Origin of the sequence: Pacificimonas pallii (assembly GCF_019204005.1) — a bacterium.
Taxonomy (GTDB): domain Bacteria; phylum Pseudomonadota; class Alphaproteobacteria; order Sphingomonadales; family Sphingomonadaceae; genus Pacificimonas; species Pacificimonas pallii.
Map to the genome: position 1 here is coordinate 546371 of NZ_JAGSPA010000002.1, position 22792 is coordinate 569162.

General features: G+C 61.1%; 19 protein-coding genes. 15 read left to right on the plus strand and 4 right to left on the minus strand.

What is annotated here, in order from left to right; all coding sequences use genetic code 11:
• Nucleotides 1–44: 44 nt before the first annotated feature.
• The 9 genes from nuoL to KCG44_RS07810 all read left to right on the plus strand — a co-directional run bounded on the left by nuoL (nucleotide 45) and on the right by KCG44_RS07810 (nucleotide 9934).
• On the plus strand, nucleotides 45–2039 hold the full coding sequence (nuoL, locus tag KCG44_RS07770; RefSeq protein ID WP_218445368.1) for an NADH-quinone oxidoreductase subunit L: 1995 nt from the start codon (nucleotides 45–47) through the stop codon (nucleotides 2037–2039).
• Entirely contained in the window at nucleotides 2039–3589 is a 1551-nt protein-coding gene (locus KCG44_RS07775) for an NADH-quinone oxidoreductase subunit M (RefSeq protein WP_218445371.1), read from the plus strand. Before nuoL ends, KCG44_RS07775 begins: the two co-directional genes overlap by 1 nt.
• A 2-nt stretch (nucleotides 3590–3591) precedes the next feature.
• Nucleotides 3592–5037, plus strand: a complete 1446-nt coding sequence (gene nuoN / locus KCG44_RS07780) for an NADH-quinone oxidoreductase subunit NuoN (RefSeq protein ID WP_218445373.1) — start codon at nucleotides 3592–3594, stop codon at nucleotides 5035–5037.
• Nucleotides 5034–5759, plus strand: a complete 726-nt coding sequence (locus KCG44_RS07785; RefSeq protein WP_218445375.1) for a biotin--[acetyl-CoA-carboxylase] ligase — start codon at nucleotides 5034–5036, stop codon at nucleotides 5757–5759. The genes nuoN and KCG44_RS07785 overlap by 4 nt, the downstream gene beginning before the upstream one ends.
• A gap of 97 nt (nucleotides 5760–5856) precedes the next feature.
• On the plus strand, nucleotides 5857–6258 hold the full coding sequence (locus tag KCG44_RS07790; RefSeq protein ID WP_218445377.1) for a YybH family protein: 402 nt from the start codon (nucleotides 5857–5859) through the stop codon (nucleotides 6256–6258).
• 9 nt (nucleotides 6259–6267) lie between these two features.
• Nucleotides 6268–7176: a hypothetical protein gene (locus KCG44_RS07795; RefSeq protein WP_218445379.1), complete on the plus strand. Its 909-nt coding sequence runs from the start codon at nucleotides 6268–6270 to the stop codon at nucleotides 7174–7176.
• A gap of 74 nt (nucleotides 7177–7250) precedes the next feature.
• Entirely contained in the window at nucleotides 7251–8036 is a 786-nt protein-coding gene (locus tag KCG44_RS07800) for a type III pantothenate kinase (protein WP_218445382.1), read from the plus strand.
• Entirely contained in the window at nucleotides 8033–9673 is a 1641-nt protein-coding gene (locus tag KCG44_RS07805) for a ribonuclease J (RefSeq protein ID WP_218445383.1), read from the plus strand. Before KCG44_RS07800 ends, KCG44_RS07805 begins: the two co-directional genes overlap by 4 nt.
• Before the next feature lie 3 nt (nucleotides 9674–9676).
• Nucleotides 9677–9934: a DUF1467 family protein gene (locus tag KCG44_RS07810; RefSeq protein ID WP_218445384.1), complete on the plus strand. Its 258-nt coding sequence runs from the start codon at nucleotides 9677–9679 to the stop codon at nucleotides 9932–9934.
• A 141-nt stretch (nucleotides 9935–10075) separates the two neighbouring features.
• On the opposite strand, the gene KCG44_RS07815 is transcribed toward KCG44_RS07810, so the two are convergent.
• Nucleotides 10076–12415 carry a coiled-coil domain-containing protein gene (locus tag KCG44_RS07815; RefSeq protein WP_218445385.1) on the minus strand — a complete coding sequence of 780 codons (2340 nt, stop codon included), beginning with the start codon at nucleotides 12413–12415 and terminating at the stop codon, nucleotides 10076–10078.
• A gap of 127 nt (nucleotides 12416–12542) precedes the next feature.
• Here KCG44_RS07815 and KCG44_RS07820 point away from each other — a divergent pair, with 127 nt between their 5' ends.
• Nucleotides 12543–12830, plus strand: a complete 288-nt coding sequence (locus KCG44_RS07820; RefSeq protein WP_218445386.1) for an Hpt domain-containing protein — start codon at nucleotides 12543–12545, stop codon at nucleotides 12828–12830.
• Here the strand turns inward: KCG44_RS07820 and KCG44_RS07825 are convergent.
• Nucleotides 12827–15814: an L-glutamate gamma-semialdehyde dehydrogenase gene (locus KCG44_RS07825; RefSeq protein ID WP_255536394.1), complete on the minus strand. Its 2988-nt coding sequence runs from the start codon at nucleotides 15812–15814 to the stop codon at nucleotides 12827–12829. The two genes, KCG44_RS07820 and KCG44_RS07825, sit on opposite strands and share 4 nt — an antisense overlap.
• Before the next feature lie 67 nt (nucleotides 15815–15881).
• Between KCG44_RS07825 and KCG44_RS07830 the strand changes: the two genes are divergently transcribed.
• The 3 genes from KCG44_RS07830 to KCG44_RS07840 all read left to right on the plus strand — a co-directional run bounded on the left by KCG44_RS07830 (nucleotide 15882) and on the right by KCG44_RS07840 (nucleotide 18227).
• The gene (locus tag KCG44_RS07830; RefSeq protein ID WP_218445388.1) at nucleotides 15882–16343 is read left to right on the plus strand and encodes a MaoC family dehydratase; all 462 of its coding nucleotides are present in this window, start codon (nucleotides 15882–15884) and stop codon (nucleotides 16341–16343) included.
• Between the two features lie 61 nt (nucleotides 16344–16404).
• On the plus strand, nucleotides 16405–17583 hold the full coding sequence (locus tag KCG44_RS07835; protein ID WP_218445389.1) for an acetyl-CoA C-acyltransferase: 1179 nt from the start codon (nucleotides 16405–16407) through the stop codon (nucleotides 17581–17583).
• A 161-nt stretch (nucleotides 17584–17744) separates the two neighbouring features.
• Complete coding sequence (locus tag KCG44_RS07840; RefSeq protein WP_218445390.1) at nucleotides 17745–18227, plus strand: DUF4760 domain-containing protein; 483 nt, start codon at nucleotides 17745–17747, stop codon at nucleotides 18225–18227.
• Nucleotides 18228–18266: 39 nt separating this feature from the next.
• Here KCG44_RS07840 and KCG44_RS07845 read toward each other — a convergent pair whose 3' ends face one another.
• A complete protein-coding gene (locus KCG44_RS07845) occupies nucleotides 18267–20090 on the minus strand; it encodes a DUF885 domain-containing protein (protein WP_218445391.1) in 1824 nt (607 codons plus the stop codon).
• A 197-nt stretch (nucleotides 20091–20287) separates the two neighbouring features.
• Between KCG44_RS07845 and KCG44_RS07850 the strand changes: the two genes are divergently transcribed.
• Nucleotides 20288–21160 (plus strand): helix-turn-helix domain-containing protein, encoded by an 873-nt coding sequence (locus tag KCG44_RS07850; RefSeq protein ID WP_218445392.1) that lies wholly within the window; start codon nucleotides 20288–20290, stop codon nucleotides 21158–21160.
• Between the two features lie 3 nt (nucleotides 21161–21163).
• Here the strand turns inward: KCG44_RS07850 and KCG44_RS07855 are convergent, their stop codons facing one another.
• Nucleotides 21164–21787, minus strand: a complete 624-nt coding sequence (locus KCG44_RS07855) for a DUF1134 domain-containing protein (RefSeq protein ID WP_218445394.1) — start codon at nucleotides 21785–21787, stop codon at nucleotides 21164–21166.
• 209 nt (nucleotides 21788–21996) lie between these two features.
• Here KCG44_RS07855 and KCG44_RS07860 point away from each other — a divergent pair, with 209 nt between their 5' ends.
• On the plus strand, nucleotides 21997–22773 hold the full coding sequence (locus tag KCG44_RS07860; protein WP_218445395.1) for a helix-turn-helix transcriptional regulator: 777 nt from the start codon (nucleotides 21997–21999) through the stop codon (nucleotides 22771–22773).
• Nucleotides 22774–22792: the final 19 nt, after the last annotated feature.

The following is a 22792-nucleotide window of genomic DNA, read 5'->3' on the forward strand; positions in this document are numbered from 1 at the left end:
GCCATCATTCCCTCCCCCGCAAGCGGTGGAGCGGCGAAACTGTAATGCTGAATATTATCGTATTCCTGCCGCTTCTGGCTGCGCTGATCGCCGGACTTGGCAATCGCGCGCTTGGCAATGTCGCCGCGAAGTCGGTCACGACGGGCAGCCTGTTCGTCAGCGCAGCACTGTCATGGCTGCTGTTCTTCCAGGTCGGTTTTGGCGATACGTCCTACACACAGCCGGTGTTCGAATGGTTCCGGTCCGGTGACCTGGTCATCAACTGGGCACTGCGCCTCGATACGCTGACGGCTGTCATGCTGATCGTCATCACGACGGTCTCGGCGCTCGTGCACCTGTACAGCTGGGGCTATATGGCGGAAGATCCGGATCAGCCGCGTTTCTTCGCCTATCTCAGCCTGTTCACCTTCGCGATGCTGATGCTGGTGACGGCGGATAACCTCGTACAGATGTTCTTTGGCTGGGAAGGTGTTGGTCTCGCCTCCTACCTTCTCATCGGCTTCTGGTATCACAAGCCCAGCGCAAACGCCGCCGCGATCAAGGCGTTCGTCGTCAACCGCGTTGGCGATTTTGGCTATTCGCTCGGCATCTTCGGTATTTTCCTTGTGTTCGGCACGACGGACCTGTCGCTGATCAACGAAACCGCTGGAGAATTTCAGGGCCGCACATTTGAATTTCTTGGCTATCAGGTCGACATCCTGACGACGCTCTGCCTGCTGCTGTTCGTCGGCGCGATGGGCAAATCGGCGCAGCTTGGCCTGCATACCTGGCTGCCGGATGCCATGGAGGGGCCGACCCCCGTCTCCGCCCTGATCCACGCCGCCACCATGGTGACGGCAGGTGTTTTCATGGTCTGCCGCATGTCACCGCTGTTCGAGGCCGCGCCCGCGGCGCTGACCGTGGTGACCTATGTCGGGGCCGCCACCGCGCTGTTCGCCGCGACGGTTGGCACGGTGCAAACCGACATTAAGCGTGTCATCGCCTATTCGACCTGCTCACAGCTAGGGTATATGTTCTTCGCTGCCGGTATCGGTGCCTATGGCGCGTCGATGTTCCACCTGACGACGCATGCCTTTTTCAAGGCGCTGCTGTTCCTGGGCGCGGGCAGCGTGATCCATGCCATGCATCACGAACAGGACATGCGCTATTATGGCGGCCTGCGGAAGGAAATTCCGTTCACCTTCTACACGATGCTGATCGGCACGCTGGCCATTACCGGTGTCGGCATTGTCGGCGTGTTCGGCTTTGCGGGCTTCTATTCCAAGGATCTCATCATCGAGAGCGCGTTCGCCGCCGGTTCCGAAGCGGGTTATGTCGCCTTCGCCGTTGGTGTCTTTGCCGCGCTGCTGACGAGTTTCTATTCCTGGCGGCTTATGTTCCTGACGTTCTGGCAGACGCCGCGCTGGAACGAGTCGGAGCATATCCGCCACGTCACACATAGCGAGGACAGGACCGGCACCGGCGGCTACAAACCGCATGAAAGCCCGATGACGATGCTGATTCCGCTTGGCGTGCTGTCGGTCGGTGCGGTTTTCGCTGGCTATGCGCTTTACTACCCCTTCTCGGGAGAGGAGCAGGGTGCGGCCTTCTGGAATGGCAGCATCGCATTCAATGTCGAGCTGATGGCGGCGGCGCATCATGTGCCGCTGTGGGTCAAGCTGGCATCCACCGTGGCCATGCTGACGGGTCTCGCCGTCGCGCTGGTTTACTACATTTGGAAGCCGCACAAGCCGGCGGCCTTTGTCGAGCAGTTCCGCAGTCTGCACGCCTTCCTGATGCGCAAATGGTATTTCGATGAGCTGTATCACTATCTGTTCATTGTCCCGTCGCTCTGGTTTGGCCGGGTGTTCTGGAAACGCGGCGATCAGGGGACGATCGACCGTTTCGGCCCGAATGGCGCGGGCTGGCTTGTCGAGCGCGGTGCCGGCGTCGCGCGCCGCCTGCAATCCGGATATCTCTATAATTATGCACTTGTCATGCTGATCGGCCTTGCCGCCGCCGCCGCCTGGTTCCTGCCGCGCGCGATGGGGGGCGAATAATGCCAATCCTTTCCATCATGATCCTGCTGCCACTGCTGGCCGGTGCGGCGATGCTCATCTGGCCGGGCAGTGAAGCCGCGCGGGCAGGCGCGGCGCGCTTGGCCGCGCTCGGCACGACGCTCACCATGTTCGTGCTGGGCATCATCCTGTGGCTGGGCTTTGACCTGAATATCGGCGGTTTCCAATATCGTGAGAATGTCGCGCTGTTCGGCACGTTCTTCTCCTGGTCGCTTGGCATTGACGGAATCAGCCTGGTGCTCATCATGCTCAGCGTGTTCCTGATGCCGATCTGCATCCTTGCGAGCTGGGACAGCATCAAGACGCGCGTGCCGGAATATATGGCCGCGTTCCTGTTGATGGAGGCGCTGATGATCGGCGTCTTTGCGGCAACCGACATGTTCCTGTTCTATGTGATGTTCGAGGCGGGCCTCATTCCGATGTACCTGATTATCGGCATCTGGGGCGGCGCGGAGCGCATCTACGCCAGCTACAAGTTCTTCCTCTACACGCTGCTCGGCTCGGTGCTGATGCTGCTGGCGATGATGTACATGGTGAATGTCGCCGGAACGACGGACATCCCGTCGCTGATGTCGTACGATTTCGATCCCGATGTGCAGTTCTGGCTGTGGCTCGCCTTCTTCGCCAGCTTTGCGGTGAAGATGCCCATGTGGCCCGTGCACACATGGCTGCCCGATGCGCATGTGCAGGCACCGACCGCCGGCTCGGTGATCCTGGCGGGTGTGCTTCTTAAAATGGGCGGCTACGGCTTTATCCGCTTCTCGCTGCCGATGTTCCCCGACGCGAGTGTCGATCTGGCCTGGGTCGTCTGGGGGCTGTCGATGATCGCGGTCGTCTACACCAGCCTTGTCGCGCTGGTGCAGGAGGACATGAAGAAGCTGATCGCCTATTCATCCGTCGCGCATATGGCGTTCGTCACCGTCGGCCTGTTCGGCTTCAACCAGCAGGCCATTGAAGGCTCGATCGTCGTCATGCTGTCGCACGGCCTGGTATCGGGCGCGCTCTTCCTGTGCGTCGGGGTCGTCTACGACCGGCTGCACACACGTGAGATTTCGAAATATGGCGGTGTCGCGAATGTGATGCCGAAATACGCCATATTGTTCATGCTGTTCACAATGGCGAGCGTCGGCCTGCCGGGAACAAGTGGTTTTGTCGGCGAATTCATGGTCATGCTGGGCGCGTTTCAGGCCTCGACCTGGGCGGTGTTCATTATCTGCACCGGCATCATTCTCGGTGCGGCCTACATGCTCCTTCTGTATCGCCGGGTCGCATTTGGCGTCATCACCAATGAAGCCGTGAAGACGATGAAGGATCTCAGTCCGCGCGAATATGCCTGCCTGCTGCCGATTGCGGGGGCCGTCCTGTGGATGGGCGTCGCTCCGAATGTCTTTATCGACCCTGTGCGCCAGCCGGTTGCCCAGATCGTCGCGCGCCTCGCCGCCGCCGACGCACCGCAGCAGCGGATTGTCGATGCTCTCCCCGCAGCCGCGCCGACAGCCGAACCCATAGAACAGACTGAAGCCGCGGAATGATCATGCAGCCAATCGCAGAATCCATTGGTATCGCCGCGCCCGAACTGGTGCTGGCAACGGGGGCCATGGTCCTTTTGATGCTGGGTGTGTTTCGCGGCAATCGCAGCCTGCACGGCCTCACCTATGGCGGTGTGATCATCTATGCGATTGCGGGTTTCGCGCTGCTCGGCGATGCCCAGAGCGAGCTGGCCTTTGACGGTCTTTATATCGCCGATGATTTCAGCGCCTATCTGAAGGTGCTGATCTTCGCAGCCGCGGCGATCTGCAGCATTATCGCGCTGCCCTATCTGGTGCGGGCGCGGTCCGATAAATTCGAATATCCCGTACTGATCATGCTGGGCGCGCTCGGCATGTCGATGATGGTGTCGGCGAACGACCTCCTGTCGCTTTATATCGGTCTGGAACTGCAAAGCCTTGCCGCCTATGTGCTCGCCGCGTTTCATCGCAACGAAGCCTCGTCATCGGAGGCGGGCCTTAAATATTTCGTCCTTGGCGCGCTCGCGTCCGGCATTCTCCTATATGGTGTCAGTCTGGTTTACGGCTTTACGGGGACCACCGATTTCCGCTTATTGCAGGTGGCCGTGACCGAAACGCCCGCCGTCGGCACGGTCATAGGGTTGGTGTTCATCCTCGCCGGCCTGGCCTTCAAGGTAAGCGCGGTGCCGTTCCACATGTGGACACCGGACGTCTACCAGGGTGCGCCGACACCGGTTGCCGCGTTCTTTGCGTCCGCGCCAAAGGCGGCCGCGATGGGGCTCCTCGTGCGTGTCTGCATGGACGCGTTTGGCGGGATGATGTCCGAATGGCAGCAGATTATCGCTTTCATGGCCATCGCGTCCATGGTTCTGGGGGCGGTCGGTGCCATTGGGCAGCGCAGCATCAAACGCCTGCTGGCCTATTCCTCGATCAACAATATCGGCTTTGCGCTGATCGGCCTCGCCGCCGCATCGGAGCTCGGCATTTCAGGCGTGCTGTTCTACATGGCGATTTACCTGCCGATGACGATTGGCGCGTTTCTGGTCGTGCTGTCGCTGCGCGGTGCCGACGGCAGGCCGCTCGACACGATGAATAGTCTGAAGGGCCTGTCGAAGACGCGGCCCGGCCTTGCCATCGCCCTTCTTATCTTCATGTTCTCGCTGGCGGGCATTCCGCCGCTATTCGGCTTCTGGCCAAAATTCGCCGTGTTCAACGCCGCCATCGACGCGGAAATGTACGTCCTGGCGGTGATTGGCGTCGTGACGTCGGTCGTCGGCGCCTTCTACTATCTGCGCATCATCAAGCTTGCCTATTTCGATGAGCCGGAAGGCACGGTCCTGCCGCAGGAAAGCCGTGTGAACGGCGCGCTGCTCGCAGGCATCGCGGTCTTCTGCTCCCCGCTCGGTCTGTTCCTGATGGGTCCGATTACCGTGGCGGCCGCGCGGGCCGCCAGGGCCATGCTGACATTTTGACGGCGCCTGTAACGCCGCCAGACATCGTCCATCTGGCGGAAGTCGGCAGCACCAATGACTGGATCGCGGCCGCCGCGGCGCGGGGCGATCCGGATGGTCTTTGGGTGCAGGCCGATATTCAGACCGCCGGACGCGGCCGGCGCGGGCGTCACTGGACGAGCGAGGGCGGCAATCTGTTCGCCAGCACGCTCGTTCGCCCCGCAGCCGGTGAACCGCCGCCGCAGCAACTCAGTTTCGTCGCTGCGCTCGCCCTTTACGATACCGCGCGCGCGTATATTGCCTCCGAACGCCTGTCGCTGAAATGGCCGAATGACCTGATGCTCGATGGAATCAAATGCGCAGGCATTCTGGTTGAGGGCAGGGACGGCTGCATCATTATCGGTATCGGTGTGAATCTGTCGCATCATCCTGAGGGGACGGAGCGTCCCGCGACCTCATGGCCCGCTCGCGGTGTGCTCGCTCCCCCGACGCGAGAGGTTGCCAATGGTCTTGCGCGCACATTCGCGGCCCGGCGGCGTCAATGGCGTGAGACGGGCTTCGCGGCCACGCGCACTGACTGGCTGAAACAGGCGCACGCCCTTGGCCAGCAGATCGAGGCGCGCATCGGCGATGAAACGCATGTCGGTATCTTCGAAACCATTTCCGACGACGGCGCACTGATCCTCAATCAAGGCGAAGCGGGCCGAAGGCTTATCCATGCGGGCGAGGTATTCGGCCTTTAAACGGCAGCATTCCTCGCATTATGCTTGCTATTGCAAATGGCATCTGGCTACACGCTGCGAAACCGGATCGGCCGGATATGACCTCGGGGGGAGTCGTATGTGCGATCGTGAAATTCGCGACTGGTGCGCGCGCTGGTCAGAGCAGGTTCGCAGACGCGATATCGCGGGGGGACAAAAGCTGTTCTGCGACGACGTCGTCGCATTCGGGACGCGCAACCGGATCATGCACGGCCTCGATGAATTGGCCCGGCTTCAATGGACGCCGACCTGGAACGCGACGTCGGATTTCACGATCCATGACGAGAGCGTGTTTATCAGCGTATCGAATGACGGTCACAGTGCCTGGCTCGCTGGTCTGTGGTCCAGCACGGGAATCGCGGACGATGGCACGACCTTTCCGCGCGGCGGCCGGGTCACATTGGCGTTCCGGAAGGACGGGAACGGTGCGTGGCTGTGTGTGCACTCGCATCTCTCCGACCAGCCGTCGCCGGACCTTTAGGCCGGACAGGTGAGCGCCAAAGCGACTTTTCTTGTCTGGAGGCGGCATGGCCGCGGCTTCGTCAACCTGCTCGCCGACTGGACACCGGATCTTCAGGGCCGGATCGACATTCTTCATTATGACGACATCCTGAAAACACAGGAGATATCAGCCCATCCTCTGGTGATCTTCAGCGATATCGACTGGCTGGCGAAGGATGAACTGGCGACCGCGATTCGCATGGCGGATCGGCTGATTCTGGACGGACACAGGGTATTGAACCATCCTGCGGCGTTCGTCGGACGGCTCCCCCTGCTGAACCGGCTGCACGAGGCTGGCTTCAACGAGTTCAAGGCGTGCAGGATGACCGACCTGCGAAGCCTTTCGCGCCTTCGTTACCCTGCCTTCGCACGGGACGAGGTCGCGCATTCGGGCGCGCTTTCCGGGCTCGTAAATGGTCCGGTGCCCTTACTTTCCAGCGTCGCCCGGCGCATCGTGCGCCACGGGACCAAGGGGCTGCTCGCTGTTGAATATCAGAATATGGCCGATCCGGAGACGGGTCTTATCAGGAAATATTCATATATGCGCGTCGGTGACCAGTACATCCCGAGGCACCTGTTCGTCAGCCGGGAGTGGGTGATCAAATATGCCGATGTGATGTCGGAAGACATCCTGCAGATGGAAATGGACTTCATTCAGTCGTCCGATTTCCTCACCCAGGTGAAGCCCGTCTTCAGAATGGCCGGGATTGAATATGGCCGTATCGACTTTTCAGTGCGCAGGTCCGACGGTCGTCTTCAGGTTTGGGAAATCAACTCCAATCCTTCCATCGCGCCGCCGCGCAGCGACGTCGGAAAGAACAGGATCGCACCGCAGGAACTGGCGACGCGCAATCTCGCAAAGGCGCTCATCGCGGAAATGGACGGGGCGGCAATCTGAAAGGCTTGCGCAACCCGCCCGCGCGCGCTTTGACACCCGCTTACACGAAGATCTACGCCAAAGGGGGCCTCGGCATGCTGCTCGCCATTGATGTCGGCAATACCAACACCGTCTTTGCGCTGATCGATCAGGGCGAGATCCTGCATCGCTGGCGCATATCGACCCATGCGCAGCGGACATCGGATGAGTATCTCGTCTGGCTGACACAGTTGATGGACATCGCCGAACGCGGCGGCAGCCGCATCGCGAACCTGACGATCGACCGCGTGATCATCGCGACGGTCGTGCCGCCAACCCTGTTCAACCTGACGCGGCTTGCCCGTACGCATTTGAACGTCGCGCCCATTACCGTCGGTCCTGACCTGGATCTGGGTGTCGGCGTCGATGTGCCAAATCCAAAGGAGGTTGGTGCGGACCGCCTGGTGAACAGCGCGGCTGCGTTTCACGAACATGGTGACGGGCTTATCATCGTGGATTTCGGGACGGCGACCACCTTCGACGTCGTGCTGAACGGTGCCTATTCCGGCGGGGCGATTTCGCCCGGTATCAATCTGGCCGTGGACGCGCTTTACGCGGCATCCGCGCAGCTGCCGCGGATCGCGGTCGCACCGCCCGAGGACGGCAGGGCGCTCGCCACCGGAACCGTCAATGCGATGCAGTCCGGCATCTTTTTTGGCTATGTTGGTCTGATCGACGGGCTATGCAGGCGTATTGCCGCAGAAGCGGGGCGAGACATGAAGGTCATTGCGACCGGCGGGCTGGCCACCATATTCTTGGAACATAGTGAAATGATCAGCGAGGTCGATATCGACCTGACCGTGAAGGGTCTGATGCTGATCGAACAGAGGAATTCCGTTTGACCCCAAAAAAAGAACTGATCTTCCTGCCGCTCGGCGGTTCAGGAGAGATCGGCATGAATGTTAACCTGTATGGCTGTGACGGCAAATGGATCATGGTCGATCTCGGCATGACGTTCAGCGATCCGCAATATCCCGGCATCGAACTCGTCCTGCCTGATCTGGAGTTCATCGAGGCGCGGCGCAAGGATCTGCTCGGCGTGGTGCTGACACACGCGCATGAGGATCATATCGGCGCGATCCCGTACCTGATTTCGGAACTTAACGTTCCTCTCTATGCCACTCCATTTACAGCAGGACTGATCCGCAAGAAGCTGGAAGAGGAAGGTCTGGACAAGGACATCAAGCTGCACGTCATCGAGAATGATGGGAATGTCGAACTTGGCCCCTTCAACTGCCGCTACGTGCCGCTGGCGCACTCCATTCTGGAGGGCAATGCGCTGGTTATCGAGACGCCTTACGGCAAGATATTCCACACGGGCGACTGGAAGCTGGACGAGACGCCCGTCACCGGCGAACCGGCCAGCCCGGAAGAACTGACCGCGATTGGCGATGAGGGCATTCTCGCGCTCGTGGGGGACAGCACCAATGTCTTCAACCCCCGCGCCAGCGGCAGCGAGCAGGGCGTCCGCGAGGGTCTGGAGGACGTTGTCCGCAAGCAGAAAGGCCGCGTGGTCATCACGACGTTCGCCTCCAATGTCGGCCGTGTGAAGACGATTGGCGAGGTTGCGAAGGCCACGGGCCGCGAACTGCTGATGGTCGGCCGCTCGCTCCATCGTATCGTCGAAGTGGCGCAGGCGAACGGCTATCTGACTGATTTTCCAAAGTCGATCCGCGAGGATGACGCCATGAAGCTGCCGCGGGGAAAGCTGCTGATCCTGTCGACGGGTACACAGGGCGAACCCCGCGCCGCGCTCAGCCGGATCGCCGAGGGCAGCCATCCCCGCGTACGGCTGGAAACCGGCGATACCGTGATCTATTCCTCAAAGGAAATCCCCGGAAACGAAGTCGGTATCGCCATTGTGCAGAACGCATTGGCACGGGCAGGGGTGAACATCATCACCGAGCGGCAGGCGCATGTGCACGTCTCCGGCCACCCCGGCATTCCGGAACTGGAGAAAATGTACGGCTGGATCCGCCCGGAAATCAGTGTGCCGGTCCACGGCGAGCAGCGCCACATGGAAGCGCATGCGAAGCTTGCGAAACGCCTGAAAGTGCCCAGGCAGGTGGTCCCGAATAATGGCACGGCCATCCGGCTTGCCCCGAACGGCCCTGAAATTGTCGAACATGTCCCGCATGGACGGCTTGTGCTGGACGGCGATGTGATCATTCCTGCCGACGGTCAGACGATCGTCGAGCGTCGGCGGCTCGCGCATAACGGATATATTGCCGTGACGCTGCCGCTCAGGTCGGGAAAGCTCGCCGCAAAGCCCGTTCTTCACGTGCAGGGCGTCCCGGTCGAGGACGACATGGACGATTTTCTCAGCGAATGTACTGAGGCCATTGAAAATGCCATAAAAAAAGGCAAATCGAAATCGGCGGAAACGGTGGCGGAGGCTGTCCGTATGGGCGTTCGCCGCCTGGCGCGGGAATGGACGGGCAAAAAGCCGATCACCGAAGTCCAGATCGTCGAGGTTTAGCCTATGGGTATCGGAAGCGCTTTTGCGGTATATTTGCTGATCTGGATGGTGACGCTGTTCGTCGTGCTTCCGTTCGGTGTCCGGACGCCGTCGGACGAGGGGCGGGACGCCGTGACCGGGCATGCCGACAGCGCGCCCATCCGTCCGATGCTGGCGAAGAAGCTGCTGTGGAATTCGGTCCTGTCCGCTATCATCTTCGGCCTGCTATGGCTCAACTACAAGCTGGGCTGGATCACGCCGGACATGTTGCCATCCTATTGAACGGACAGGGTTCGCGCTTTGCGCGCCAGCCTTATGACCGTAGCGCCCAACACCGCCCGTCCTGGTCCGGTCAAAGGCCCGGCATGATAGGCCTTGCAACGCGGCGGTGACAGGAGACGCCAGGTGAGGCGCTGACCCTGCCTAGCTTCGCAGCCGCTCGGTGCTTTGTGCCAATGCCACGTAAAGCCTGCCCACGTCGGAAGAGAGCAAAGCCACCGAAAAGGCGTTGCTGCTGCGGTCTTTCATGACGCGCCGCATCATCGCCTCAAAGTCGTGAATGTAGCGCCGCACGGCGTCCCGGAACTCAGGCTCTTCCTCATAATGACGCGCAATGCTCTTGGCGTCGGCATTCTCGATAAGGCGCGTCGCCTTGCGGGTGAAGACGTTGCGGTCACCCTCCTGATACTGCCGCCACGCGGATTCCGTCACGTCCGTCGACAGCACCTTGGTGATATCGATGGCGTTGGAGTTCAGCGCCTCGATTAACAGGTTCGATTGTTCCGCCAGGTCGTTTTTCTGCGCCCGGTCGAGATGCTCATCAGCTTCCTGCACGCGGGCCTCGATCGCCGCAGCCGTTTCGGCAACCGAAACAAGCGAGCGCGACAGGCGTTCCGCCGCGGCGCTGGCCGCCTCCGCAGACCGGTTGCTGATGGCCTCCATCTCGCCGATCTGCTGCGTGACCGGGGCAAAGGTCGCGGCGTGAACAGCATCGCCGCTCGCCTTTCCAAGGGCTTCGACAGCTTCATCGACAACGCCGCCAAGCGTTGCGCGTACGGTTTCCGAAGCCTGCGCGGCCACCTCGCGCACGCGGCCGAGCGTATCGATCAACTGCGATGCCGAGGCGAGCGCGGTATCCTCCGCCATCCTCTGGGTTTCGCCAAGCGAAGCGGCGGCGTCGGCAAGGTCGCTGCGCAGCCGCGCGGTACTGTCTTCCAGCGCGCCCTGTGCCTTCTCGACATCGGATATGGACGCGGCGACTTCGTGACGTGCATTGCCAATGGGTCCGGTAAGTGCGCCGGCCGTTTCCGAAAGGCGGCTGAGATCGGATTCCAGCTGCGCGATATCCGCGCGCAGTTTTCCGAGATGAGCGTCACTGTCGCTGCCGATCTCGGGCAGGCGCCGGGTGAGCGTGTCGATGGACTCGCCAAGTCCCGCGCGGATGGAGGCGATATTTTCGGACAGCTCATTCGCCAGCTCCTTGTGGCGGAGCAGCGGTGCACCGACCGCGTCCGCCTCGCCCTGCAGCCAGGCCATGCGGCCCTCCATCGTCGTCACGAGCGCGGTCAGGCCATCGCCAAGGCCGGCGAGCCTGCCTTCGATGCTGCCAAGGCCGTCTTCGGCGCGGGTGAACAGGCCGGCGCTTGCCTCGTCCTGCGCGCGAAAGCCCTCCTCCAGCCGCTCGCTGCGTTCGCTAAGCGCGCGAAGGCGGCCCTCAATGGCGTCACCGGCGGCATTGCCGGTCTGATTCAGCTCCAGATTCGCCGCCTCGACTGCCGAACGCAGCGCTTCGGCCTGTGCCGTGATCCCCTCACGGCTCTGCTCAAGGGCGCTGGCGGCGCGATGCAGGACGTCGTCCACCTTGGCCGTCATATCGTCGGCCTGTTCGCGCATCTGCGCCTCCACATCGCGGGCTGTGGTGTCGATATGGGTCAGCAGCTGATTGGCATCGTCGGCGCGCTGCAGCGCCTGTTCGTGGGCCCGGCGCCCGCTCTCATCCAGCGCGGAAAATCGGTCTTCCAGCGCGCTCAGGCGTTCGTTCACACCATCCACATAGCCGGTTAGCGACTGGCCGATCCGGTCGGTGCGTTCGGCGGCGTCCGGCAGCAGGTCGGCCAGGCCGACAAAGCGCGCATGGGTCTCCTCTCCCCGCTCGGCAAGCGCGGTGACAAGCAGGTCCAGTCGTTCGCGGTCCTCGTTCAGAGTCCCCGACATGGCGCGGGCCGTATCGGCGGCGCGTGATGTCGTCTCCTCGAATGCGGCGCCGTGGCGGGCAAGGCCGCTGCCCAATGTATCGAGCCTTTCCTCGACGGCCACCAGCAACCTGTCGATCCCATCGACCTGGCCGCGCACGCTTGCCGCGCTTTCGGAAAAGCGCGCCTCCGCGGCCTCCAGTCTGGCGAGTGTCTCCCGGCCTCGCCCGGGGTCGATCCGCGCGACGACCAGAGCGATCAGCCAGACCGCCGTCAGCGGTGCGAACACCCCGGCGGAAATGGCGGCCCATTCCGTCAAAGTGACGTCACTCAATGGTATTTCCTGTAAAATCAGCCAGAACAGGGCGGCGACCGCCGCAAGCCATGCGATGGAAAGCAATCCGGCGAACCACAGCACCTTTGCGCCCCGACCGCCGCTGACGGCATCATCCGCGTCGAAATCATCACTTTGCTCAAAACCCGACATCGACATGGCCATAGGCCGCATTTCCACTTCGCCTGGCGCCTCGTCGGCATCGGTTTCAATCAAATTGTCGGGCTGCGTTGCCATGAACTCAATTTCCGCATATCTGGATATTTACCACGTCATCCTAACAGCGGCTGCTGCTGCATGACAGGCCAGAGTCTCCCCACCGGCACTCCATATTCGAGGTTTCATGCGACAGGCGCACTGAATTATGGTTTCGACGGCGATTTACGACATTGCGGGCGGCGACCCCGCGATCATGGAGAAACTCCTGTCGGAGTTTCGCATATCGATCATGAAATCGGTCGAGCTGCTGTCGAAATCCACGACGCCCACGGAATGGTGCGATCGCGGTCACCGGCTGAAGGGCGGCGCGCTTGCCATTGGCGCGGAGCGCCTCGCCGCCGTGGCCGCGAAAATAGAAAGGGGCGATCTGGCCGGTCCCGAAGCGCTCGCCAGGGTTGAGGACGCGCTTCAGGCCGACCTGCCGGAAGATTAGGTCGCCTCGATCGACAGCAGGCTGGCATTGCCGCCCGCACTGGTCGTGTCCACGGTGACGGTCCGCTCCACCGCGAACATCGGCAGATAATGCGGCCCGCCCGCTTTGGGGCCGGTGCCGGAAAGCCGCTCACCGCCAAAAGGCTGGGAACCGACGACCGCGCCCGTCATGGAGCGGTTCACATAAAGGTTCCCGACCCGTGCCCAGCGCGCCACATCCTCCGAAACATCGGCGATGCGGCTGTGCAGGCCCATGGTGAGGCCGTAGCCGCGCGCATTGACGCCTTCGACCGTGCGCGCAAGCGTTCCTGCCTTCCATGTCGCGACATGCAGGATTGGGCCGAACCATTCCTGCTCAAGGTCGTCGGGGGAATCGAGCCGGATCAGCGTCGGCGGAATGAAATTCCCCGCCTCGGGCGCGGCCACATGATGCACCCAGCGGGACTTCATCGATTGCCGGTAGGTTTCGAGCCGCTGCCAGGCATCGCCGTCGATAACGGGACCGATATCCGTTGCGGGATCGGCAGGGTCGCCGACGATCAGCGTGTCCATCGCCCCCTTCAGCATGGTGATGGTCCGGTCGTAAATATCCTCTTGCAGCAGGAGCAGGCGAAGCGCGGAACAGCGCTGGCCCGCCGACAGGAAGGCGCTGGTGACGACATCCTGCACGACCTGTTCCGGCAGCGCGGTCGAATCCACGATCATGGCGTTCAGCCCGCCTGTTTCCGCGATCAAGGGCACGATGGGGCGCGTTGCATCCTCAGCGAGCGTACGCTGGATCGCCTTGGCCGTCCTGGTCGAACCCGTAAAGGCAATGCCCATGACGCGCGGGTCGCCTGTCAGCGCCGCGCCGGTTTCCGCGCCGCCCGGCGCAAGCTGGAGAATATCTGCCGGTATGCCGCACGCATGGGCGAGCGCGACCGCGCGCGCGGCAATGCGCGGCGTCTGCGGTGCCGGTTTGGCGATGACCGCATTCCCGGCGACGACCGCGGCCACGGCCTGTCCCGTGAAGATGGCCAGCGGGAAGTTCCACGGCGCGATGCAACCAAAGACGCCGCGCCCTTCCAGCGTCAGCCGGTTCGTTTCGCCGGTGACACTGGGAAGGTCCTGAGGGGCAAAATCCTGGCATGCCCTGCGGGCGTAATAGCGGCAGAAATCAATGGCCTCGCGGACCTCGGCTACGGCGTCGTCATAGGTCTTTCGGGCCTCGTGCACGCATAGTGAAACGAGCGGCAGCATATCATCCTGCATGCGATCGGCCAGTTTCTCCAGCGCCTCCGCACGGACGCCAACGGGTGCCTGCGCCCATGCCGGTGCCGCCGCCTCGGCGCGGGTGATCATATCAGCGACCTGATCGGCGGATGCCTCGGCCGGAGCGGGCGGCATTTCAAAAGCCTGCACCGCGTCTGCGACGTCATCCAGCGTGCGCGAATCGTCGAGGTCGATGCCAAAGGAATTTGACCGCGCGGGTTCGAAGACGTCCCGTGGATGCGGGATCGACGGATGCGGCGTCAGACCGACGGACTGGATCTTTTCGACAGGATCGGCGAGCAGGTCGTCGACGCTGACGCTCTCATCGGCGAGCTGGTGCACAAAACTGGAATTAGCACCGTTTTCCAGCAGGCGGCGCACGAGATAGGCCAGAAGGTCGCTATGACCGCCGACCGGTGCATAGATGCGGCAGGAATAGCCTTCCTCCTGCACCATGCGGTCGTAAAGGCCCTCGCCCATGCCGTGCAGACGCTGGAACTCGAAATCCTTCTTGCCGCCCGACCATTCCAGGATCGTTGCGACAGTTAAGGCATTGTGGCTTGCGAACGCCGGATAGATGTGCGGCGAATCGAGCATGTCGCGCGCGCAGGCCAGATATGAAACGTCGGTGGCAGGTTTGCGCGTAAATAGCGGATAATCCTCAAGACCTTCCTGCTGGGTGTGTTTGATCTCCGTATCCCAATACGCGCCCTTCACTAGGCGGACGGCAAGCGTTCTGCTCGTTTCCGCGCCCAGTGATTCCGCCCAGTGCACGACGGTGCGTGCGCGCTTCGAATAGGCTTGTATCGCCATCCCCAGGCCGTCCCAGTCGGACAGGGCCTTCGCCCTGGCGGTTTCCGCGATGACGTCGAGCGAGATCTTCAGCCGTTCCGACTCTTCGGCATCGACAGTCAGGCCAATGCCCGCATTCGCTGCCTTCAGGGCAAGATCACGCAGCATCTCGGCAAGGGCAGGGACGCACCGTTCCGCCTGGGATGTCTCGTAGCGGGGATGCAGGGCGGACAGTTTCACCGAAATGGAGTGGTCATGCTTGCGATTGGACGCACCCAGCCGGTCGATCGCGGCGGCATAGGCATCATAATAGCGTTCGGCATCCGCGAAGGTCCTGGCCGCCTCTCCCAGCATGTCAAAGCTTGCCGTGAACCCCTTGTGTTCAGGGCGTTCCATGCGCGTCAGCGCTTCGTCGATATGGCGGCCCATGACGAAAACCTGACCCATGACCCTCATGGCGGCGGCAACCGCGCCGCGCACGAACGGTTCCGATGTGCGGCCGATCAGACGCGTCAGCGCATTCTTTTTCGCATCGTCGCCCACCAGGGCGCGCGTAACGACCAGGCCCCAGGTCGCGCTGTTCACCAGCGGGGAATCGCTTGCGCCCTTGTGATCGTGCCAGTTCGCGCCGCCCAGCTTGTCGGCGATAAGCAGGTCGCGCGTGGAATCGTCCGGCACCCTGAGGAACGCCTCGGCGAGCGCGAGAAGGGCGACACCCTCATCGGTATTCAGCCGGTACTCATGCAGGAATTTCGCGATCCAGCTGTCGCGCTCCGCCGCCTTCAGGTCGGCCAGAAGACCGAGTGCGCGTTCTTCCACCCGGACGCGGGCGGCGGCGTCCAGCCTGGCCGAATCAATGAGGCCCAGCAAAACGTCGCGTTCGGAAGAGCGGTGCAGCCTTCTCATCTCGGCAAGATAGGGGCCGGGGCTGGTGTCAGTCATAGGGTGCAAGTCCTGAAGTAAGGCAATAGGAAGGTCGGGTATTTAACCACATCGAAGGAACACCGCCATGGCCCGAAAAACGCTCACGAAGGAAGAATTCCTGGCAATGACGGGGCAGGAAATCGGGCGCTCGGACTGGATGGAAATCACGCAGGAACGGATCAACCAGTTCGCAGACGCGACAAACGATCATCAGTTCATCCACGTCGATCCCGAGGCGGCGGCGAAGACGCCATTCGGCCAGACAATTGCGCATGGTTTCCTGACATTATCGTTGATTGCTGGCATGGGATTTGAATGCCTTCCCGGTGTCGAAGGGGCGAAGATGGGGGTCAATTACGGTGCCAACAAGATTCGGTTCATGACGCCGGTGAAAAGCGGCAAGCGCGTGCGCGGTATTTTCAAGGTGCAGGAAATCAAGGAACGCGGCCGGGGAATTTTGCAGATGATCTACGATGTGACCGTCGAGATCGAAGACGAAAAAAGGCCGGCGCTGAAGGCCGAATGGATTTCGCTGACCTATGTTTAAGCGCGCCCGCGCAACCATAAGCGCTTACGGATCAACATAAAACCAACGAGGAACACATAATATGCGTGAAGCCGTCATCGTCTCAACCGCCCGCACCCCGATTGGCCGCGCCTATCGCGGTGCGTTCAACAATACCCCGTCGCCGACGCTCGCCGGCCATGCCATCGAACATGCCGTCAGGCGTGCCGGTATCGACGGCGCGGAAGTGGACGACGTTATCGTCGGCGCCGCGATGCAGCAGGGCGTGCAGGGCGGCAATATCGGCCGTAACGCGTCGCTTCGCGGCGGGCTTCCGGTCAGCGTTTCCGGCATGTCTCTCGACCGTCAATGCGCGTCCGGGCTGATGGCGATCGCAACGGCGGCCAAGCAGATCATCGTCGACAATATGCAGGTCGCCATCGGTGCGGGCGTGGAAAGCATTTCCATGGTTCAGACGCCAGAAATGCGCGTCGGCGCGGACCCCGAGCTGCTGGAGATGCATCCGCATATTTACATGCCGATGTTGCAGACTGCCGAGGTCGTGGCCGACCGCTACAATATCAGGCGTGACGTCATGGATGAATATGGCCTGGCCTCGCAGCAGCGTACGGCGGCGGCCCAGGCGGCAGGCAAGTTCGACGATGAAATCGTACCGCTGACCCGCAAGATGATGATGAAGAACAAGGAAACCGGCGAGATCACCGAACATGAGGTGACGCTCGACAAGGATGAAGGCAATCGTCCTGAAACGACGCTGGAAGGCCTGCAGGGACTGAAACCTGTCCTTGGCGATGACAAGACGATCACGGCGGGCAACGCCTCGCAGCTGTCGGACGGCGCCAGTGCATCCGTACTGATGGAGGCAAAGGAGGCCGAGAAGCGCGGCCTGACGCCGCTTGGCCGTTATGTCGGCATAGCGGTTGCCGGTCTTGCGCCTGACGAAATGGGCATTGGGCCGGTTTATGCCGTGCCAAAACTGCTTGAGCAGACCGGCGTCAAAATGGACGAGATCGGCCTTTGGGAACTGAACGAGGCCTTCGCCGTGCAGGTACTCTACTGCCGCGACAGGCTGGGCATTCCCGACGAGCTGCTGAACGTCAATGGCGGCGCGATATCGATCGGCCACCCTTATGGCATGTCAGGTGCCCGCATGACCGGCCACGCCCTGATCGAGGGCAAGCGCCGCGGTGTGAAATATGTCTGCGTGACGATGTGCGTCGGCGGCGGCATGGGCGCAGCGGGACTGTTCGAAGTCCTCTGATATTGATTGTTAATCGGTCAAAGCGTATATTTCTTATGAAGGAGTCGAAAGATGAAAATTGAAGGCAAGCCAATCATCTAGAATGGCACCGATTCGAGGACGATCCCATTAGCGGGATCGTCCCCTGGATCGGCCTGCTGTTTGCCACGATCGGTTGGGTCGTGACGAATCGCGTACGGATCTTAAGTCTTAGACGTACCCACACCTTCGCTCTTTTGCAGCGGCATACTGACTGGCCTAGTTTCGACGAAAAACTAAGGTTCGTCAGATTATTGGCTGACAAAGGCGCCTTTCCCGACATCACAAACCTGGTTCTTCAGGCAGACCGGGATGCGATGCATGAAATCGACTATATTCTCGACTATTATGAATATGTCGCCGTCGCTGTCTGGAATGGCACCCTTGACGAGAACTTTGTCAAGGAATGTGAGAATAGCCGATTTCAGCACCTTTCCGATAAGCTGAAACCATATATTGAGCAAAATCGCACATTGGCGAATAGCGATGATGTTTGGCGTTCCCTCGAAACCCTGGCGGATAGATGGAAACGGATTGACGCTGGTACGTATCGTGACTGGCCACACGACAGACTACTTTCATTGCTACTCATGCGGCCCGTGCCGCCTATGAGATGGTTCAAATAGTCTGCATCTGGTACAGTGCCTTAGATCGGGCACTTCGCGTTAACGTATGTTTTTGATATACTTATCAATCACATCATCGAGCGTCGTCATCGGAACGGCACCGCCCAGAACGACGGCGTCGTTGAACGCCTTCAGATCATATTTATCGCCAAGCTGCGCCTGCGCCCGGTCGCGCGCGCGGTTGATGGCGATCTCGCCGATCTTGTAGCCGCAGGCCTGGCCCGGCCAGACACAGTAGCGGTCGATCTCGCTCTGCACTTCGTCGCGGCTGGAGCCATTATTGGTGACGAACCAGTCGATCGCTTCCTCCCGCGTCCAGCGCATGGCATGCATGCCGGTATCGACGACCAGACGGCAACAGCGAAACGCATTGGCCTGCAAATATCCCAGCACACCAAGCGGGTTATCATCATAGGCTCCGAGCTCGTCTGAAAGCTGTTCCGCATATAGCGCCCAGCCTTCGGAATAGGCATTGAAGGCCATCAGGGTCCGGATCAGGCGCTGCTTGAAAGTATATTCACCCTGCCAGACATGACCCGGGATGGCTTCATGGTAGCTAAGCGTCGGCAGCCCGAACTTCGGATGCAGGGCGGTATCGCGCAGGTTGATGAAATAGGTCCCCGGCTCCTGGCCGTCGATGGAGCCGGGGCCAGCCATGCCGCCCGGTGCACCCGCCTCGACTTCCGGCGCGATACGCTTCACTTCCAGAAATCCAGGAACGAGCGTATTAAAGGCCTGCGGCATCCGCGCGCGCATATCGTCGACAAGGCCGCGAACATAAGTCAGCAGTTCCTCACGGCCCGCAGCGGTGTTTGGAAAAAGCTGTTCGGGGTTCCGGGCGAGCGCAGCCATGCGCGCGCCAACCGTCCCGCCGCTCATGCCATTCGCCGCGAGGACATCGTCCATGCGCGCCTGAATTTCGCGGAGCTTGTCCTGCCCGATCTGGTGAATCTCTTCGGCTGAGAGCGTCGTCGTCGTCCCGGCCCACAATGCCCAGCGGTAATATTCATCGCCGCTGGGCAGTGCCCACACGCCTGCATGGCCATTCGCCGCCGCAGCATGGGCCCGCAGTTCAGATAGCTGCATCGCCAGCGCTGGCTTCACTCTCTGGTCTATCAGCGCGGCGACCTGCTTTGCCTGGGCGGGCGGTGCCGTCTCCACTCCTGCAATGGCGCGGTAGATGGGCATATCGCCGGTGTCCTGCGACAGGCTGGCCTGCACCGCCGCCAGTGTCTTCTTCAGGATGAAATCGGGCGCGACAACTCCCTTTGCCCGGTCGCGCATCAGCCGTCCGGTTTCGCCTTCCAGCGCGACGGCGAAGCTTTCGATACGCGCGACATAATCACCACGGTCTTCTTCATTATCAACGACATGTAAATTCGTCATGACGTCAGGTACGTCGATATAGGCGCCCATATTCTGCGTGACGACATAGGGGCCGTTGCGATACCCGAAATAGGGGTCGAGATTGACGGTATCGCCATATCCAAAGGCGTAACCATCGACGGCAATTGCATGCGCTTCAATGGCGACTTCGGTATCCAGCCGCGCACTGCCTTCAAGCGCGGGCAGGGCGCCTTTCAGCGCCGCCAGACGCGCAGCCGCGCCTTCGGCGCGTACCGCGACGCCCGCCACGCTCCGGTCGGCCAGCCGCGCGTTCAACGGTGCCCGCTCACCTTTTGTGAGCCCCAGCCATGTCGCGCTTTCCGGATATTCGCCGAGCAGTTCGCCGGCGATACCGTCAAGAAGGGTGTCGCCCGCCGAACCGCTGGCATGGCGCAGCGACGGGCTGCAGCCGGGGATTAGCAGTGCTGTCGAGGCGAGTGCCGCTGTCCTGATGAACGTGCGTCTGTCGTAAGTCATGTCGATCGCTGCTTCCCGCCCCAAACCGTATAATCGCGATCACTATGCGGACCGAGGAGGGCACCGGCAACCCGGCGCGGAACCTGCGGCGGAACTGCGAAATATAAGCGGTGCATAAGGGCCTTCGGGCAATGCGGGCTTTTTTCTTCAATTTTTCATGCTTATGACCATCAAAAACAGGATCGGGTCCATATTGGATGAAAACTACGCTAGATTACGGCGTCCATCGTCCGCGCGTGCAGCTCGCGCTTTCCGGCGACCGCGTTCGCGAATTCGCGGAGATCCTGACGGATTGGGAAATCGGATACAGCACGATCGACCATAAACTCCTGTTCGCAGGGGCGGACACGCGTCCGATCGTCGGTGGCTCCCCCCTATTTGTCGATATTGATGAAACGCTGGCGGAAAGAGGATTGAATACAATTCGAGATACGTTCGCCGCGCTTGCGGCCCGCACTCGCATTATTGCCGTTCTGGATGCACCTTTACTGGACGGAATTGCACCCCTTCTGGATGTTCCGGGGATCGAATTTTTGGTCTGGCCTGAACAGAGGGAGGGATTGATGGCGGCGCTCCAGCCGATCGAACTTTCTGATCGTGTAGCTGAACGCATACGGCGCGAGGGACAAGTCGATCTCGACAGCTTGCGCGGTGAGGTTGAGCGCATCGCAAAGGCGCTGTCGACCCTCGTTCAGAACTCTGAAAATGACCGGGAAAGCGGCGGCGGGAGTGGTCGGTCTCCAGCCGAAAGCGCGCACCTGCTGCGCAGGATCATACGCAGGCGCCGGGCAAGGGCGGACTTCTTTCCGCCCGATCTGTTCGCGGACCCGGCCTGGGACATATTGCTCGACCTTTCCGCGGCGCGTCACGAGGGCACGCCGGTGTCGATCAGCAGCCTGTGCATCGCGGCGGCGGTGCCGACCACGACCGGTTTACGCTGGATCAAGGCGCTGACAGAAGCCGGGGCACTGGAGCGGCAACCCGATCCGCTCGACGGTCGGCGTCACTTCGTGACGATCACCGATCGAACCGCTTCTCAGATGGAACTGTATCTTGATGCGATTTCATAGCAGCTAGAACGGGACGATGTTTCGCCTTTTCGAGAATTTCAGATAGCCGACATTCGCCCCGACACGCCAGCCGACGCCGAGTTTGACGGGAACGACCGCGACATTCTCGCGCTGCAGGTAGTTCGCGGTAAATCCGCCAACCACGTAAACCTTGCCCTCAACCGCCGGATAGCGCCGGAAAAGGTCCTCGGTATCATAAAGGCCATAGATGAGCGTGAATACCCGGTTCGCGTCACCGCCGACGTCAAAGCCGATCGAAGGGCCGGACCAGTGCACTTCCCTATTGCCTTCGACCCGGTGATAAAGGGTGCCAGCGCCGTAGCGCAGACCAACACCGACGGCGCCCGATCCTTCGCGGCCGACAATATATGCATTGGGACGACCGCGATCGTTGACAATGTCCTCGATCAGCTTGGCAAGACCTTCGGCACCCTTGCCGAAAACACCTTCGGCCGCCGCGATGACCTCGGCTTCGTCAAATCCGTCTTCCGCGGCCACGGGCGGCGGCGGCTCAGGCATTTCGGCAGTCTCCGGCGACCGGTTCTGACCGGTTGTAGCACATGCCGAAGCGAGCAGGGCCAGGGCCCCCACAAGCAGGCCTTTCGAAAGAACGGGCGCAGATCGCATATCATTTCCTACGACATGAGGTGTGGTTGTCCCCTACGCCTAAGGCCGCGGCCGGGATCAGATCAATAGTCGTGTGGTGACGGCATCGCCATGTGCCTTTGTGTCACTGCCTTCGTATCGTGCTTGAATTGAGATACGAGTCGTGCTCAAACCTTATGAAGGCATCAGATCCCGCAACAGTATTTTTAAGCCTGGGGAGGCAAATAGCGATGTCGACAGTGTCGGACGTCATTCAGAAAGTTTCGGTTCGCAGCCAGGAGGATGTGCGGCCCGCAGCGATCGCGCTTCATGCCGAATGCACGGCGCGCCTGCCGGGCTGGTGGTTTATTCCCACGGCGAACATCGCCTCAAAAGCGCCCATGGTTGCGGCGGATGGCGACGTTCTGGCGCTCAGTGTGTTCGGGTTTTCCGAAGAGATCGAGCAGGGCTGGGAGGACAGCCGCATCGCGCTTCATTCCCCGGTGCACCGGGCCTGCCGATATGAAAGCGAACCCTTCTGGGCGAATGAGAGCGGCTTTCACACCGCGCAGCACAATCCGTACCTTGACGATATCGACACGAACAACTTCGTGAAACGAGCGCAATGCTCCGCCGCGGTCGCGATTCCCATTCATCTGCCCTTTGGAGTCATCGGAGCGCTGCTGTTCGGACCGTTGGATCAGGAAAAAACCGATCTGTCGAAGGAGTTCGCCGCGCATGCCGATGAGCTGAGCGTCTATGCGCATCGGATGATCGCAGGGTATCAGAAGGTCACGCGCAAGCGGCAGTGGCTGCCAGCCGATTGCCAGCTGACAAAGCGGGAAGTCGAGTGTCTGCGCTGGGCCTCGATCGGCAAGACCGACAAGGAAATCAGCATGATCCTGTCGCGCAGTCACGCCACTGTCCGGTTCCACATTCAGAATGCCGGCGAAAAACTGGATGCGGTCAATCGCAGCCAGACGATATTCAAGGCGGGACAGCTTGGATATCTGGGTCTGGCGGCCTGACAGTCGCGTTCGCAGATTT

Excerpts from the sequence above, each read along its gene's own strand:
- KCG44_RS07835 (WP_218445389.1), top strand. The coding sequence starts at position 16,405 with ATGCGTGAAGCCGTCATCGTCTCAACCGCCCGCACCCCGATTGGCCGC.
- KCG44_RS07775 (WP_218445371.1), top strand. The coding sequence starts at position 2,039 with ATGCCAATCCTTTCCATCATGATCCTGCTGCCACTGCTGGCCGGTGCG.
- nuoL (WP_218445368.1), top strand. The coding sequence starts at position 45 with ATGCTGAATATTATCGTATTCCTGCCGCTTCTGGCTGCGCTGATCGCC.
- KCG44_RS07845 (WP_218445391.1), bottom strand. The coding sequence starts at position 20,090 with ATGACTTACGACAGACGCACGTTCATCAGGACAGCGGCACTCGCCTCG.
- KCG44_RS07825 (WP_255536394.1), bottom strand. The coding sequence starts at position 15,814 with ATGACTGACACCAGCCCCGGCCCCTATCTTGCCGAGATGAGAAGGCTG.
- KCG44_RS07850 (WP_218445392.1), top strand. The coding sequence starts at position 20,288 with ATGAAAACTACGCTAGATTACGGCGTCCATCGTCCGCGCGTGCAGCTC.
- KCG44_RS07820 (WP_218445386.1), top strand. The coding sequence starts at position 12,543 with ATGGTTTCGACGGCGATTTACGACATTGCGGGCGGCGACCCCGCGATC.
- nuoN (WP_218445373.1), top strand. The coding sequence starts at position 3,592 with ATGCAGCCAATCGCAGAATCCATTGGTATCGCCGCGCCCGAACTGGTG.
- KCG44_RS07815 (WP_218445385.1), bottom strand. The coding sequence starts at position 12,415 with ATGGCAACGCAGCCCGACAATTTGATTGAAACCGATGCCGACGAGGCG.
- KCG44_RS07790 (WP_218445377.1), top strand. The coding sequence starts at position 5,857 with ATGTGCGATCGTGAAATTCGCGACTGGTGCGCGCGCTGGTCAGAGCAG.
- KCG44_RS07810 (WP_218445384.1), top strand. The coding sequence starts at position 9,677 with ATGGGTATCGGAAGCGCTTTTGCGGTATATTTGCTGATCTGGATGGTG.
- KCG44_RS07830 (WP_218445388.1), top strand. The coding sequence starts at position 15,882 with ATGGCCCGAAAAACGCTCACGAAGGAAGAATTCCTGGCAATGACGGGG.
- KCG44_RS07800 (WP_218445382.1), top strand. The coding sequence starts at position 7,251 with ATGCTGCTCGCCATTGATGTCGGCAATACCAACACCGTCTTTGCGCTG.
- KCG44_RS07860 (WP_218445395.1), top strand. The coding sequence starts at position 21,997 with ATGTCGACAGTGTCGGACGTCATTCAGAAAGTTTCGGTTCGCAGCCAG.
- KCG44_RS07855 (WP_218445394.1), bottom strand. The coding sequence starts at position 21,787 with ATGCGATCTGCGCCCGTTCTTTCGAAAGGCCTGCTTGTGGGGGCCCTG.